Here is a 14,462-nt window from a genome sequence, read left to right on the forward strand (position 1 = left end):
GAAGTCGCGCTTGCGATCCAGGCTGCCGACGAGCTTGAGGCGAGAAACGTTCCCGCCGCTGTCGTCTCGATGCCGAGCTGGGATCTCTTCGAACAGCAGCCCAAGGATTACCGCAGCTCGGTCCTCGGCAACGCGCCGCGCATTGCCGTGGAAGCGCTCTCGAAGTTCGGCTGGACTAGGTATGTCGACAGCGAAGACGACGTGATTGGGATGTCCGGCTTCGGAGCGTCTGCGCCGGCCGAGACGCTGTACGAGCAATTTGGGATCACGCGTGACGCAATCGTCACGCGCGCCCTAGCAAGGATAAGGGGCAAGCAATGAGCGCGCCGGCGACACCCGGAAATGACGAAGCGGGCGTCCAGTATGGTTCTGTCGATGAGTACCTCTCGACCTGGGCTGCTGAGGATTTGTCCCGTCAGGGGGTGGCGGCTCTAATCAACGGTGTGTTGGATGCCGCCTGTCTTTTATCCGCACGCATCGCAGCCGGTTCCCTGGAGGGCGATCTGGCCCACCTTGTCGGATCAAATACCGACGGTGATGCGCAAAAGGCAATCGACATCGCGTCGCACGAGTTGTTCGTCGAAATACTCGCACGCGCAGGCGCTGCCAGGGTCCTGTCCGAGGAGGCCGACGCGCCAGTTATGCTCAATGGCCAGCATTTTGCGGTCGCAATCGATCCGATCGACGGTTCAGGCAATGTCGGGCTGGGCACGCCCGTCGGCACGATCTTCTCGATCATGCCTTTCTGCGAAGCTGAAGATCCCTTTTTAACCCCTGGAAAGCGCCAGGCCGCGGCCGGTTATGTCTCATTCGGCAACACGGTCGATTTGGGCTTTTCGGTCGGTGAGGGTGTGCTGCTGGCGACGATGCATCCCCAAACCGGCGAGTTCCTGATCGTCAAAAGGCAGGTTCAGATACCTCGCGACACGTCCGAGCTTGCATATAACGCTTCCAACCACCGTCACCTTCACCCTGCCATGAGCCTGTATCTTCAGGATTGTCTGACCGGCAAGGAGGGAACGCGCGGCCGCGATTTCAACATGCGTTGGCTCGGATCGGCAGTCGGAGAGCTCCACCGGATCCTGATCAGGGGCGGTGTGTTCTTCTACGCCGGCGACAAGCGACCCGGCTTTGAAAATGGGCGCCTTCGCCTGGTGTATGAAGCGAATCCGATCGCGTTCCTGATGGAGCAGGCCGGGGGGCGGGCCACCGACGGCACGACCGCCATCCTGGACAAGATCCCGACCTCTCACCATTGCCGCACGCCGCTGGTTTTCGGTTCGGCGACGGAGGTCGACGTGATCGCAAGCTATCTCAATTCCAATCCAACCAGCGAGTAACACGTCATGGCCAGGATTACTCTCCGCCAGCTGCTGGATGATGCCGCCGAACACGGCTACGGCGTACCGGCGTTCAACATTAACAACATGGAACAGGCGCTTGCCATCATGGAAGCGGCCGACGGAACGGATTCGCCTGTGATTCTCCAGGCGAGCCGTGGGGCCCGAGCCTATGTCAACGACATCATGCTCAAGCACATGATGGAGGCTGTGACGGAAATCTATCCGCATATCCCCGTTTGCGTCCATCTTGACCACGGAAACGAACCGAGCACCTGCGTCACCGCGATCCAGCATGGTTTTACGTCCGTCATGATGGACGGATCGATCCTTGCTGACGGGAAAACCGCGGCGGATTGGGACTACAACGTCAAGGTCACGAGAAGCGTCAGCGACACGGCCCATTGGGCAGGGGTTTCGGTGGAAGGGGAGCTTGGCGTTCTGGGCTCGCTTGAGACCGGTACGGGCGAGGCGGAAGACGGTCACGGCGTCGAAGGCAAGCTCGATCCGCATCAGCTTTTGACCGATCCGGAGGAGGCGGCGAAATTTGTCGCGGAGACCAAGGTGGATGCGCTTGCCGTCGCAATGGGCACCAGCCATGGCGCCTACAAGTTCTCACGCCGGCCGGACGGTGACGTGCTGGCAATGGATGTTATCGAGGCGATCCACCGGAAACTTCCGAATACCCATCTCGTCATGCACGGTTCGTCAAGCGTGCCGGAGGAGTTGCAAGAAATTTTCAATCGCTTCGGCGGGCGGATGAAGCCCACCTGGGGCGTGCCGCTCGAGGAAATCCTGCGCGGCATTCGGCATGGTGTGCGAAAGGTCAACATCGACACTGATTGCCGCATGGCAATGACCGGGCAGGTGCGCCGAGTGCTGTCCGAAGATCCGACAGAATTCGACCCTCGCAAATATTTGAAGCCTGCAATGACGGCGCTTTCAAAGCTGTGCCGCGAGAGATTCGAAGCTTTCGGAACGGCAGGACGCGCAAGCTCCATTCATGTTGTGCCGCTCGCGGAAATGGCGAAGCGGTATCGAGCCGGCTCGCTCTAGGTCGGCCAACATCCATTTGAACGCAAACGTGGTGAAGCGGCGATGACCGAGAAGAAAACCCTCTGGATTGGCACCAGCTGGAAGATGAACAAGACGCTTGCCGATGCCGCGCAGTTTGCGCACGGTCTCAGGGCCGCAGACATCACGTCCCATCCGCGCATCCAGCGCTTTGTCATCCCTCCTTTCACTGTTGTCCGGGAAGTGAAGACCACGTTGGCGGGCACGTCGGTGAAGGTCGGCGCGCAGAACATGCATTGGGACGAGGAGGGCGCCTGGACGGGCGAGATTTCACCCTTGATGCTCAAGGACTGCAACCTCGACATCGTCGAGCTTGGTCACTCCGAGAGGCGTGAACATTTCGGTGAGACGGACGTGACGGTAGGACTGAAAGTCGGGGCGGCGGTTCGCCACGGCTTGATCCCGCTCATCTGCATAGGGGAGACACTTTCCGAACGCGAGGCCGGGCGAGCCCGCGACGTCCTCGAGCGCCAGGTTCGCGGCGCGTTGGGATGCCTTTCTACAGACCAGAAGCACAAACCGATACTGCTTGCCTACGAGCCTGTTTGGGCCATTGGCGTCGATGGGATCCCCGCGACAGCGGACTACGCCGACGCCCGCCAGGCCGAGATCATCGCGTTCGCGGAAGCCGTGCTCGGCCGGCGCATTCCCTGCCTCTACGGCGGTTCGGTCAACGCGGACAACTGCGAAGAGCTCATATCCTGCCCCCATGTCGATGGGCTGTTCATCGGCCGCTCGGCCTGGAAGATCGAGGGCTACCTCGACATCCTCGAAAAGTGCGCGGCCAAAATCTGAGGAGTGATGAAGATGAAAATTGCAGTAGCAGGCGACAGCGCGGGCGAAGGCCTCGCCAAGGTCCTCGCCGATTATCTCAAGGACCGTTTCGAGGTGTTCGAGGTCTCCCGGACGGACGCCGGTCTCGACGATTTCTATGCGAACCTCTCCGACAGGGTCGCCAACGGCGTGCTCGACGGCACCTATGACAAGGCCATCCTGGTGTGCGGCACCGGGATCGGCGTCTGCATTTCGGCAAACAAGGTGCCGGGTATTAGGGCAGCCCTCACACACGATACTTATTCCGCCGAGCGGGCGGCGTTGTCGAACAACGCCCAGATCATTACCATGGGCGCCCGCGTCATTGGATCGGAACTTGCGAAGACGATCGTCGACTCCTTCCTCGCCCAGAGGTTCGACGAGAACGGTCGCTCGGCCAGCAATGTTGCCGCCATCGACGAGGTCGATACGAAATACCACACCCGCTAGTTGGAAGGCTGGGCAAGCATTGCTCGCGGTCGACGCGCCAGGCGCAATCAGCCTGGCGCATTATCGTTTTCTGGCAATTTTCAGAACCCGGCGAATAGGCCGGGCGGCATACGGTATCCGGGCTTCGCGTCCGCCTTCAGATGCCGCCGGTGATGATCGCAGTGCGACCTGCGGGAAATGCAAGATGCGCCACGCCTTGACGTGATGCCCTGGCTGTCATTTCAGCAGGGATGTGCGGAAGTGTTCCATGTTTTCCTCGACGCTTTCGCGGCTGAGGTCACCGGTCTTTCTGTCCCGGATCATCTGAAACATGTGTTCGTGGAGATCGACTGCGCGCCATTTGCCACTGACCTCTAGCGATTTTTGCACCCAAGGCGCGACCATCGTCAGCACGAAGTCGGCGATCACGACGATCAACGGGTTTCCGGCAGCTTTGTATATTGCTCGGTGGAAATCGAGATCGGCCTTGAGGAGATCTTCGATCGCGGAGTTCGCATCCTCCGACAGCCTTTTTAGTCGGTCGATGCACTCTCTCATCGTGGCGAGGTCTTCGTCCGTACGCCGCAGCGACGCGAGTTCTGAACAGTTGCGGTCGAAAATGTATCGCAGTTCCATCAGCATCTCAGGCGTCGAGCTCTGAAGATAGAGCTGAAACATCGCGAGCGGCATCGCCGGAAGGCCTTCGTCCTTACGGATGTAATTTCCAAAGCCATGACGCGTCTCGACAAGACCCGAGACCGCGAGCGTTTTGATCGCCTCTCTGATTGGAGTGCGACTGATCCCGAGAAGCTGGGCCAGCTCTTTTTCATTGGGAAGTTTGTCACCAGGCCCGAGGTTGCCTTTGGCAATTTCGCCCGTAATGTAGTCGAGCGCTATGTCCAGCCGGCTTGGGATTTTCTTTGGGTCAACAGACAGCATTCCTGGTCACGCTCCAATCAGAAATCGAAAAGGTACGAGGTCATACCGCGTTTTACCGCTTGCGACAAATGCCGAACGTCGAACTGGCCACTTCTCCAGGTTATTCGCTGATTTGTCCCAGCCGCTTCGAGGCTTTTGGATCGAATGGGAACATGAGGCCAGCGGCCAGGAAGCCGCCGTCGACGTTCAGGGTGTGCCCCGTAATATAGGCAGCATCGTCGCTCGCCAGGAACACCGCGGCATCAGCGATTTCCGATGGTTCGCCATAACGGCGTTGCGGAACTAGCCGATGATAGGCGTCACGCGTTTCGACCGTGTGCATGACTTTCGAGACCTCGGTCAATATCGGGCCCGGTGCGATGTTATTCACGTTGATTCCCGATTCCGCGAGTTCCACCGCCATAACCTTCGTGAGGAGTTCGACGCCGGCCTTTGAGGCTCCATAGGCCGAACGTCCGACACCGCCCTTCTGACCGGACAGCGAAGCGATATTGATGATCCGCCCATAGCCTTTGGCGGCCATGATCCGAGCAAAGGCTTGCGCCACGAGGAATGTTCCGRTCAGATTGATCCGGACGACGCGTTCGAATTCCTCCCTTGAGCTTTCGAGAAACAGAGTGGTTGCGCCCACGCCCGCGTTGTTCACGAGTATGTCGACCGTGCCGAACCGGCCAATCGTTTCCTTAACGATCGTCTCAACGTCTTCGTTGACCGAAATATCGGCGCGGACGGCCAAAGCCCGCTCCCCAAGCCGCTCGGCGGCTTCGTTCGCCACTTCCAGATCGCGGTCGACGATAACGACATTCGCGCCTTCGCGAACATAGGCTTCAGCGATTGCCAGTCCGATGCCCCGGCCAGCGCCCGTCACCACGGCAGTGCGTCCAGAAAGTCTCATCTCGTCGTCCTCCAATTTTCTCGATATGAGGTATAAGGTATAAGGTATGACCTTGACAGAGTTATGAGCTGCTTCTATGAGTATTGTCAAGAGTGAAGCCCGGCTGATGTATGGAGGAAGATATCCTCGGCCGGGATATTGGGAGGATCCGATGACATCAGCTGGCAAGCTCAAGGCCGTGTTTTACGGCGACGACTTCACGGGTTCTTCCGAAAACCTGGCGCAGTTCCATCGCAGTGGTGTGAAGGGAAAACTCTATCTCGCACGCCCTTCAGCACAGACGGCGTCAACAGATGCTCTGTCTTATGATGTGCTTGGCTTCGCCGGTACCGCAAGGGCGTTGTCCGGCGTCGAGCTCGACGAGGAGCTTGACAGCGCGTTTTCGATCATGCGCACCCTCAACAGTCCGCTTATCCAATACAAGATCTGTTCGACGTTCGACTCGTCGCCCACCGTTGGAAGCTATGGTGCTGTTCTGGCGCGCGCTGCGGCTCACTTCGGCAAGAGGGACGTTCCAGTCCTCGCCGCGACCCCGGACTTCGGGCGCTACACCTGTTTCGGAAATCATTTCGCGCGCTTTGCCGACAGGATTGAGCGGCTCGACCGGCACCCGAGCATGTCGCGCCACCCCAGGACGCCGATGCACGAGGCGGATCTGCGCATGCATCTGGCTGGGCAGACAGATAAGGAATTCGTCAACGTCACGCTTCCCGCAATCCGGAACCGCTCGGCAATGGAGGAGCGTGTCTTCAAGGCCTTCCAAGAGGGGGCAGGGGTCATTTTCGATGGGCTCGAAAATGCGGATCTTGCGGCTGTCGCCGATCTGCTCTGGGCGCGGTATCCGACACGTCCGATGTTCGCGCTTGCAGCTCAAGGCTTGGCGCAACAACTCGGCGCTCTTTGGGCCCGCTTGGGCCTGCTATCGTCGGCGGAGCCCGTCAAGACGGAGATTGCCGGCGTCGAAAATCTACTCGTCTTATCAGGTAGTTGCGCCCTGCAAACCGGGCGCCAGATTGCGGTGGCCGAAGCTTCCGGGTGGAACCTTGTCCACTTGGATGTCTCGACAGTCCGGTCCGATGATGATGCTGACGCAGTTGCGCGGGAGGCTGCTTTGAAGGCGATCGAGAGCCTTGTGCGCGGTCGATCTACAATCATCTACACGGCTCGCGGGGAAACCGGCCGCCTGGCCGGCAGCGATGTTCCCGCGGAACGCTTGGGCGCCATCTACTGTGACGTTGCGCGTGCCGTGCGCCGCGCGGTTTCCTTGCCGCGGATCGTGTTTTCGGGCGGTGACAGTTCGAGCTATGCGGTGCGGACAATCGGCGCCGAAGCGCTCGAGATCGCCGTTTTTGACGAAGTTCAAAATTGCCATGTCTGCCGCCTGGATGCGCCGGGCGACGCCGAAGTCGATGGCCTCGAAGTCATGCTGAAGGGCGGGCAGATTGGTGCCGATGACTTCTTCCTGCGGGCAAAGGCGGGCACCTCGGGTTATCTGGCGGCGTAAGGAGCAAAAGATGCAAAAGAAAATCATCCTCGAAGCCAGGGTCAACGAGTACGCGCCGCGCACATCCAACCCTAATATCCCATACACCGCCGACGAGATCGTTGAGGCCGCCGTTGCAGCCCGCAAGGCGGGAGCGGCGATTCTCCACTATCATGCCAGGACAGCCGACGGCGGTGCGACAAACACCGTTGAGGCAAACGCCGAAATCATCCGCGAAGTCAGGCAGGCGACCGATCTACTCATCCTTCCCACGCTCGGCTTTATCTCGAATGATGCCGACGCCATGAAGCGCATCGACACGGTCGCAACCCTGGCATTGGACCCTGCTACGAAGCCCGATATTGCGCCCATCGATACCGGCTCGGCCAATCTCGAGCTTTGGGATGCCGAGACGCGCAGGTTCGAAAATCCAGAACGTTTGTATCTCAACACGACCGAAAGTCTCGCGCACTACGCGCGTACCTTGGCCGAAAAGGGCGTAAAGCCGAAGCTGGTTTCCTGGTCTGTTGGGTTCACGCGCCGCGCGATCGCTCTGATGGACGCGGGCCTTGTGAGGGGGCCGGCCTACTTTCTCCTCCACCTGACGGGAGGGCGATACATTACCGGGCATCCGCCGACCGAGGCGGGTCTCATGGCGCATCTTGCATTTCTGCCCGACGACCGGCCGATCGAATGGACGGTCAATTGCCTTGGGGGCAATCTTTTGAACATTGCTCCTGCGATCTGCCGTCTGGGCGGCCACATGGCTATTGGAATAGGCGACTATCCCTATCGTGAGTTCGGCACACCCACGAACGCGGAAGTCATATCGCGCGCTGTTGAGATTGCCCAAAAGGTCGGACGTGAGCCGGCTACACCTCAGGAGGCACGCGCGATCCTCGAACTGGACGCCGCGTAGAACCAATACGGCATGCGATCCGCACACACGCGGCATAGATTTCGATTTTACGAGGTATGACGTCATATCATGGTCAACGCAACTGAGAAGATAACAGTTCAGAGAACCGCGCAGTCGTCTTCGGCGCGCGTGGTTCTGCGGGCCGAGGGCGTGGAAAAGTCGTTCAACGGCGTCCCAGCGCTCGTTGATGGCCGACTAACTCTAAAGGCCGGGACCGTCCATGCCTTGTGCGGCGGTAATGGCGCCGGCAAGTCGACATTCCTCAACATCACGATGGGACTGCTCCGCCGCGATGGAGGGATAGTGGAGATCGATGGCGAGCAGGTCGACTTCAAAAGCGCCGCTGACGCCTTGCGTCACGGCATCGCGATCATCACGCAGGAGCTTTCCCCCGTCCCCGAGATGACCGTCGCCGAGAACCTTTACCTTGGCCGCGAGCCGAAGCGACTTGGCGTGCTCGTCGATTTTAGCCAGATGCGCAGGGACGCCCAGGCATTCCTCGATGAACTCGGCTTTGAAGTCGACGCTGCCAAGAAGATGGGGGAGCTGAGCCTCGCCCAGATTCAGCTCGTCGAAATTGCGAAGGCTCTCAGCTATCGGGCACATATCGTCATCATGGACGAGCCGACATCTGCTATCGGCGAACACGAAGTCCATGTCTTGTTCAACGCGCTCCGCAAGATCACCGCGCGCGGTTCCGCAATTATCTACGTGTCTCACAAACTCACCGAAATCTTCGAGATCGCGGATGAGTACACAGTCTTCCGCGACGGCCGTTTCATCGAGACTGGAAACATCAAAGACATCGACCGCCGTCATCTTGTGACACAGATCGTCGGCCGTGAAGTCAAGCTGGTCGAGAAGGGCAAGCCTCTCGAAGACGCGCCAATCCTGCTTTCGGTCTCGAACTTGGCGCGCGGGCCTCATTTCCGAGACATCTCGCTAGACGTGGCGTCCGGCGAAGTGGTCGGAATCTACGGGCTGCTTGGGTCCGGACGAACCGAGTTCCTCGAGACAATATTCGGGCTGCACTCACCAACGGGAGGCGAAGTTGTCTTCAACGGCGGTAAGGTCAAGCCAGGCAGTCCTAAGGACGCAATTCAACGTGGAATGGCGATGGTGACCGAGGATCGCAAGGACAGTGGTCTCGTGCTCTCGGCATCGATCGCCCACAACATCACGCTTTCATCGCTGGCCTTGATGGCCATCAGCGGTTTCATCCGCGGGGACAAAGAGCGCAGCGCAGTTCAAGACATGATCGTCTCACAGAGGATCAAGTCGGCGTCGCCAGATGTTGCCGTCGAAACTCTGTCAGGGGGCAACCAACAAAAAGTCGTGCTGGCCCGGTGCCTTCTGACAAATCCAAAGCTTCTCATTTGCGACGAACCGACGCGTGGCATCGACGAAGGTTCCAAGCAGGAGATCTACGCGTTCCTGCGAGACTTCGCGGCAAAGGGCAACGGCGTCCTCGTGGTCTCCTCGGAGGCACCGGAGATCATGCAGCTCAGCGACAGGATCGCGATTTTCAAACAGGGGCAGCTCCTCAGCATCATCGACGGTGCCGAAGCAACGCAACAGACGCTTATGGACATGGCGAGCTGATGAGCGGTCATAGCCCCATTCACGGGAGGACTTGAGTAATGAATACCATCGCTGCGGCGAAGCCCGGAAACTTCCGCGCCGGGGAAATGATCAGGCAGTTCAGCATCGTTCTCGTGTTTTTCCTGATCGTCGCGTTCTTCGCGTTCGCGAACCAGTACTTCATGACATGGTTGAATTGGCTGAATCTCGTTCGCCAGTCGTCGATCAACGGCATTCTGGCGATCGGAGTGACCTTCGTCATCCTTACTAAGGGCATCGACCTATCGGTCGGCTCCGTAATGGCGCTCGCGGGCATGATCGCCGCCAGCCTCGTAACGGAGACCAACGAGCAGTTCGTGCTTTTCGGTATCTTTGCGGGTCTCGCGGCGGGAGCCGGCCTCGGCTTGGTGAATGGCGTGCTTGTTGCCGCGGTCAAGGTCCCGCCGTTCGTAGTGACGCTTGGCATGTTGAGCGTGGCCCGCGGTCTCACCTTGATCTTTTCGGAAGGACGCCCCATCCCGAATCTGTCGGATCCCTTCAAGTGGATCGGCTCCGGGCAGATCATGTATATCCCGGTACCGATCGTCATCCTGTTCGTCGTGTTCCTGATTGGATGGACCGTTTTAAACTATACGACTTTCGGCCGTTATGTGTACGCAGTTGGCGGCAACGAGAAGGCGGCTCGCACGAGCGGCATTTCCACCAAGGTGATCGTCGGTGCGACCTATGTGATCTCGGGCCTCCTGGCTGGTCTTGCGGGGCTTGTCCTGACGGCTCGCACCACCGCTGCGCTGCCGCAAGCGGGCATCGGTTATGAGCTTGACGCGATCGCCGCCGTCGTGATCGGCGGGACGAGCCTTGCGGGCGGCCGCGGATCGCTGCTCGGCACACTGATCGGCGCGCTCATCATCGGCACGATCAACAACGGCATGGACCTCATGGGCGTGTCTTCATACTACCAGCAAGTCCTCAAGGGCACGATCATCGTGGTCGCGGTCATCGCCGACCAAATCCGCAAATAAGACCAATCCCGAAATTGCCGCCGGGGAAGGCCGGCGACAATGTCCGGCCCAGCGTGTCGCGTCCGGACGTATCTTAAACCAGAGGAGAATATGAAATGCAGATGTCTAGGAGGAACCTGCTCAATGCGGGTGTGGGTATGGCAATCGCCGTAGCGACGTTGGCTGGCGGGAACTTCGCCTTCGCGCAGGACAAAATTCGGATCGCGGCTCTCTCGTTCGGTGAGTCCGGCGAGTACATGAAGGCTTGGTCGACGGAAATCCAGAACCATCCCGCCGTCAAATCGGGCGAGGTCGAGATCACCGTTTTCGACGGCAAGTATGATCCACTGACACAGGCGAACCAGATCGACACAGCGATCACCCAACAATTCAACGCGATCATCATGTCACCGTTCGACCTCGAGGCCTCGGCGCCGCCGATCGAAAAGGCCGCCGAAGCGAAAATCCCGCTTATCGTGTCGGCGCTCAAGACCAAGTCGACGAAATACACCGCGTCCATCATCGTTAACGATACCGAAGGCGGCCAGATCATCGCTGAGGAACTCGCCAAGCGCCTTCCGAACGGCGGCAACGTCGTCCTCATGGAGGGTCCGATCGGCCAGTCGGCCCAGATCGAGCGCCGCGCAGGCATCGACGCTGGTCTCGCCAAGTTCCCGAACCTCAAGCTCATCGAAGACAAGACAGGCAACTGGAGCCGCGCCGAGGGTCAGGCGCTCATGGAGAACTGGTTGCTCGCACACCCGGGTGAGATCAACGGCGTCCTTGCGGAAAACGACGAGATGGCGCTTGGCGCGATCGAAGCCATGAAGAGCGCCGGCATCGATCTCAAGACCGTTCCCGTTCTTGCGATCGACGGCATTCCGGACGCAAAGCGCGCCGTGAAGAAGGGCGAGATGGCGGTCAGCCTCTACAAGTACGCCCGCGCCGAAGGCCAGGGCGCGGTCGACCTCGCACTGCGGGCGATCAAGGGCGAGAGCTACAAGCCGCAGTCCGAAATCTGGGGCTCGCTGATGGAATGGAAGGGCGGCACCGAGAAGGACTACGTCGTGCCGTGGCTCGTGCTCGATTCCACCAATGTCGAGAAGTACATGTAATCGGACAACGGCGGACGGCCCATACGGCCGTCCGCCTTACACCAGGGAAATAGGATCGACCATCATGTTGAAGAGAAAAGTTGGAAAGACCGATGTGACGCTGACCTCGCTAGGGCTGGGTACCTCGCCGCTCGGTGGGTGCAATGTCGATGTGAGCTTCCAGACTTTCGAGGCGGTCGTCCTCAAGGCATACGACTTGGGTGTCCGCTATTTCGACACCGCGCCCCTTTACGGCCTTGGAAAGTCCGAGCATTCCCTCGGCCATGTCCTTCGCAACAACGATCTCATCGGCAAGGTCGTGGTCAGCACCAAGGCGGGGCGGATACTCAAGCCGGAAAGCCGCGCAAAGCGCGCCGAGAGCCTTTACGGCATCGACTGGGTGAAGGCGCTGCCATTTGTCGATGACTACGACTATTCCTATGACGGCATCATGCGCGCTTTCGAAGATAGCCAGCAGCGCCTGGGTATGGACCACATTGACATCCTCTATCTCCACGACGTGAGCGGCGAATGGCACCGCGAGGCGTATAGCACCCACCTTTCGGCGCTGAGATCGAGCGGTTACAAGGCGTGTGACGAGCTGCGCAGCACAGGCTCCGTGAAGGCCATCGGCCTCGGCGTCAATGAAACCGCGTCGGTCCTGCAGGTGGCAGAGGAATTTGATCTCGACTGCTCCATGGTCGCCGGGCGCTACACCCTGCTCAACCACGGCGCTCTCGACCATTTCTATCCAGAAATGCAGCGTCGCGGCATCGGTATCATTGCGGCTGGCATCTACAACTCCGGCATCCTCGCCGAGGGTAGCAAGTCGATGACAACCACCCGCACCTACGATTGCCAGCCCGCGCCTGAAGCGATCGTCCGCAAGGTCGAGGCGCTCGAAGCCGTCTGCGAGCGCCATGGCGTCTCGCTTGCGACTGCAGCGACACAATTTGTCTACGCACATCCTGCAGTGACCGCGGTGGTACAGGGAGCGCTGGCGCCCGAACACGTCGCCGCAAACGTCGCCGCGATCTCGACGCCGGTTCCGGCTGCGTTCTGGGCCGACCTGAAGTCGTCCGGCCTCATCCCTGAAGCCGCGCCAGTTCCGGAGGCATGATAGCGATGGATCTGGCTCAGCGCAGGCCCTCGGACATTCTGGTCACCTATCGGATTGAGACCGCCGGGAGCGCTGAGGCCTTGGCGGTCAAGATCGGAAGCGACCAGTCGACGGGTACATTTGTTGACCTGCCCGGAGAGACGCCGCAACTGAAGGCGCGCGCGGCCGCGCGCGTGGTCGCTTTCGAGAAACTGGACTCTGTCGAGGTTCCCTCGCTCCCTGCAGCGGGCGAAGTCTTCAACCGAGCGGAGACAACAATCGCCTATCCCCTGGAGGCCGTCGGAACTGACCTCGCGGCAGTCACCACGGTTGCATTGGGCGGGGTCTGGTCGATCAAGGAATTCACCGGGCTGAGGGTCATCGGCCTGCAGCTGCCTCCAGAGTTTGAAGGCGTCTACCCGGGGCCTCAATTTGGGATCGAAGGCTCCCGGCGTCTGACCGGCGTCTACAATAGGCCAATCATCGGCACGATCATCAAGCCCGCGCTCGGCCTCACCCCGGACGAAACGGCGCAGGTGGTTGCTGAACTCGTCGCGTCCGGTGTCGACTTCATCAAGGACGACGAGAAACTGATGTCGCCACCGTACTCCTCGTTGGAGGCGCGGGTGAAAGCGATCATGCCGATCATCCGGGATCAGGAGCAGCGCACCGGCAAGAAGGTGATGTATGCCTTCGGCATTTCCGACGTCGATCCCGACGAGATGGTTCGCAAGCACGACTTGGTCGTGCGCGAGGGTGGAAACGCCGCTGTCATCAACATCAATTCGATCGGCATGGGCGCTTTTCTGTTCCTGCGTCGGCGGTCGTCCCTTGTCTTGCACGCCCATCGCAACGGCTGGGATCTTCTCACCCGACATCCTGGTCTTGGGTTCGATTTCTCGGTCTACCAACAGCTTTGGCGACTTCTCGGCGTCGACCAATTCCAGATCAACGGCATTGCCGCCAAATACTGGGAGCCGGACGCGTCTTTCGTTCAGTCGTTCCATGATCTCCAGAAACCGATCTTCAGTGATGCCGACCGCCCGTTACCGGTCGTTTGTTCGGGTCAATGGGGTGGACAGGCGCCTGAGACCTATCGAAGGACGGAGCAGACGCTTGACCACCTTTACCTTTGTGGTGGTGGCGTCGTCAGCCATCCCGGCGGGCCGTCGGCAGGTGTCAGAGCGGTTCGTGCGGCCTGGGATGCCGCGGTCGCCGGAATCGATCTCCATGCATATGCCAAATCTCATCCAGAGCTGGCGCAGTCGCTCGCCAAGTTCGGCTCTAAAACCGTATCAGAAGGAAGATGACAGATGGAATATCGTCAGCTTGGCCGGTCAGGTCTCAAAATTTCGCAACTGGTTCTTGGTTGCATGAGTTTCGGCGTCGCCGATCGCGGCAACCATGCTTGGACCTTGTCCGAAGACGACAGTAGGCCATTTATCAAAGAGGCACTCGAACAGGGCATAAACTGCTTCGACACGGCCAATGCCTACTCGGACGGCACCAGCGAGGAGATCATCGGCAAGCTGCTCAGGGAGATGGTGCAGCGTGATGAGGTTGTCATTGCCACCAAGGTCTACGGCAAGATGCGCAACGGAGCGAATGCGGTCGGACTTTCCCGCAAAGCAATCATCGCGGAGGCTGAGGCCAGCCTCAAGCGGCTGGCGACCGACTACATCGACCTCTACCAAATTCATTTCTGGGACAATTCGACCCCGATCGAAGAGACGCTGGAAGCGCTGACCGATCTCGTTCGAAGCGGCAAGGTTCGCTACATCGGAGCCAGCAATTG

15 protein-coding genes are annotated in these 14,462 nt (G+C 59.5%); 13 read left to right on the forward strand and 2 right to left on the reverse strand.

Annotated elements, in window-relative coordinates; translation table 11 throughout:
- The 5 genes from QD461_RS35575 to QD461_RS35595 form a co-directional block, all read left to right on the forward strand.
- The coding region (locus tag QD461_RS35575; RefSeq protein WP_414091548.1) for a transketolase-like TK C-terminal-containing protein at positions 1 to 321 on the forward strand (321 nt) is incomplete at its 5' end.
- On the forward strand, positions 318 to 1,340 hold the full coding sequence (locus QD461_RS35580) for a class 1 fructose-bisphosphatase (protein WP_028753512.1): 1,023 nt from the start codon (positions 318 to 320) through the stop codon (positions 1,338 to 1,340). The genes QD461_RS35575 and QD461_RS35580, both read left to right, overlap by 4 nt.
- 6 nt (positions 1,341 to 1,346) lie before the next feature.
- Positions 1,347 to 2,396, forward strand: coding sequence for a class II fructose-bisphosphate aldolase (gene fba / locus QD461_RS35585; RefSeq protein ID WP_004129785.1), 1,050 nt, complete (start codon positions 1,347 to 1,349; stop codon positions 2,394 to 2,396).
- Between the two features lie 42 nt (positions 2,397 to 2,438).
- Positions 2,439 to 3,209, forward strand: a complete 771-nt coding sequence (locus QD461_RS35590) for a triose-phosphate isomerase (RefSeq protein ID WP_028753511.1) — start codon at positions 2,439 to 2,441, stop codon at positions 3,207 to 3,209.
- Positions 3,210 to 3,221: 12 nt separating this feature from the next.
- Entirely contained in the window at positions 3,222 to 3,677 is a 456-nt protein-coding gene (locus tag QD461_RS35595; protein ID WP_013984669.1) for an RpiB/LacA/LacB family sugar-phosphate isomerase, read from the forward strand.
- A gap of 216 nt (positions 3,678 to 3,893) precedes the next feature.
- On the opposite strand, the gene QD461_RS35600 is transcribed toward QD461_RS35595, so the two are convergent.
- Positions 3,894 to 4,595 (reverse strand): FadR/GntR family transcriptional regulator, encoded by a 702-nt coding sequence (locus QD461_RS35600; RefSeq protein ID WP_004129783.1) that lies wholly within the window; start codon positions 4,593 to 4,595, stop codon positions 3,894 to 3,896.
- A gap of 100 nt (positions 4,596 to 4,695) precedes the next feature.
- Entirely contained in the window at positions 4,696 to 5,490 is a 795-nt protein-coding gene (locus QD461_RS35605) for an SDR family NAD(P)-dependent oxidoreductase (protein ID WP_414091549.1), read from the reverse strand.
- Positions 5,491 to 5,641: 151 nt separating this feature from the next.
- On the opposite strand from QD461_RS35605, the gene QD461_RS35610 reads away from it, so the two are divergent.
- The 8 genes from QD461_RS35610 to QD461_RS35645 all read left to right on the forward strand — a co-directional run.
- Positions 5,642 to 6,994, forward strand: coding sequence for a four-carbon acid sugar kinase family protein (locus tag QD461_RS35610; protein ID WP_028753510.1), 1,353 nt, complete (start codon positions 5,642 to 5,644; stop codon positions 6,992 to 6,994).
- 10 nt (positions 6,995 to 7,004) lie between these two features.
- Positions 7,005 to 7,892, forward strand: a complete 888-nt coding sequence (locus QD461_RS35615; protein ID WP_028753509.1) for a 3-keto-5-aminohexanoate cleavage protein — start codon at positions 7,005 to 7,007, stop codon at positions 7,890 to 7,892.
- A gap of 69 nt (positions 7,893 to 7,961) precedes the next feature.
- Positions 7,962 to 9,494, forward strand: coding sequence for a sugar ABC transporter ATP-binding protein (locus tag QD461_RS35620; protein ID WP_037135825.1), 1,533 nt, complete (start codon positions 7,962 to 7,964; stop codon positions 9,492 to 9,494).
- 38 nt (positions 9,495 to 9,532) lie between these two features.
- Positions 9,533 to 10,495, forward strand: a complete 963-nt coding sequence (locus tag QD461_RS35625; protein ID WP_004129777.1) for an ABC transporter permease — start codon at positions 9,533 to 9,535, stop codon at positions 10,493 to 10,495.
- 95 nt (positions 10,496 to 10,590) lie between these two features.
- Positions 10,591 to 11,589: a substrate-binding domain-containing protein gene (locus QD461_RS35630; protein WP_051264136.1), complete on the forward strand. Its 999-nt coding sequence runs from the start codon at positions 10,591 to 10,593 to the stop codon at positions 11,587 to 11,589.
- Positions 11,590 to 11,653: 64 nt separating this feature from the next.
- Positions 11,654 to 12,688 (forward strand): aldo/keto reductase, encoded by a 1,035-nt coding sequence (locus tag QD461_RS35635; RefSeq protein ID WP_013984674.1) that lies wholly within the window; start codon positions 11,654 to 11,656, stop codon positions 12,686 to 12,688.
- A 5-nt stretch (positions 12,689 to 12,693) separates the two neighbouring features.
- Entirely contained in the window at positions 12,694 to 13,977 is a 1,284-nt protein-coding gene (oiaX, locus tag QD461_RS35640) for a 3-oxo-isoapionate-4-phosphate decarboxylase OiaX (protein ID WP_028753506.1), read from the forward strand.
- Positions 13,978 to 13,980: 3 nt separating this feature from the next.
- Positions 13,981 to 14,462, forward strand: a 482-nt coding sequence (locus QD461_RS35645) for an aldo/keto reductase (protein WP_414091550.1), incomplete at its 3' end; no start/stop codon positions are given.

Source organism: Rhizobium sp. BR 314 (assembly GCF_047445805.1).
Classification (GTDB): Bacteria; Pseudomonadota; Alphaproteobacteria; order Rhizobiales; family Rhizobiaceae; genus Rhizobium; species Rhizobium lusitanum_B.

Bases quoted from the DNA above. Each gene is read 5' to 3' on its own strand.
- QD461_RS35595 (WP_013984669.1), top strand. From the start codon at position 3,222: ATGAAAATTGCAGTAGCAGGCGACAGCGCGGGCGAAGGCCTCGCCAAG.
- oiaX (WP_028753506.1), top strand. From the start codon at position 12,694: ATGGATCTGGCTCAGCGCAGGCCCTCGGACATTCTGGTCACCTATCGG.
- QD461_RS35635 (WP_013984674.1), top strand. From the start codon at position 11,654: ATGTTGAAGAGAAAAGTTGGAAAGACCGATGTGACGCTGACCTCGCTA.
- QD461_RS35600 (WP_004129783.1), bottom strand. From the start codon at position 4,595: ATGCTGTCTGTTGACCCAAAGAAAATCCCAAGCCGGCTGGACATAGCG.
- QD461_RS35615 (WP_028753509.1), top strand. From the start codon at position 7,005: ATGCAAAAGAAAATCATCCTCGAAGCCAGGGTCAACGAGTACGCGCCG.
- QD461_RS35625 (WP_004129777.1), top strand. From the start codon at position 9,533: ATGAATACCATCGCTGCGGCGAAGCCCGGAAACTTCCGCGCCGGGGAA.
- QD461_RS35630 (WP_051264136.1), top strand. From the start codon at position 10,591: ATGCAGATGTCTAGGAGGAACCTGCTCAATGCGGGTGTGGGTATGGCA.
- fba (WP_004129785.1), top strand. From the start codon at position 1,347: ATGGCCAGGATTACTCTCCGCCAGCTGCTGGATGATGCCGCCGAACAC.
- QD461_RS35610 (WP_028753510.1), top strand. From the start codon at position 5,642: ATGACATCAGCTGGCAAGCTCAAGGCCGTGTTTTACGGCGACGACTTC.
- QD461_RS35580 (WP_028753512.1), top strand. From the start codon at position 318: ATGAGCGCGCCGGCGACACCCGGAAATGACGAAGCGGGCGTCCAGTAT.
- QD461_RS35620 (WP_037135825.1), top strand. From the start codon at position 7,962: ATGGTCAACGCAACTGAGAAGATAACAGTTCAGAGAACCGCGCAGTCG.
- QD461_RS35590 (WP_028753511.1), top strand. From the start codon at position 2,439: ATGACCGAGAAGAAAACCCTCTGGATTGGCACCAGCTGGAAGATGAAC.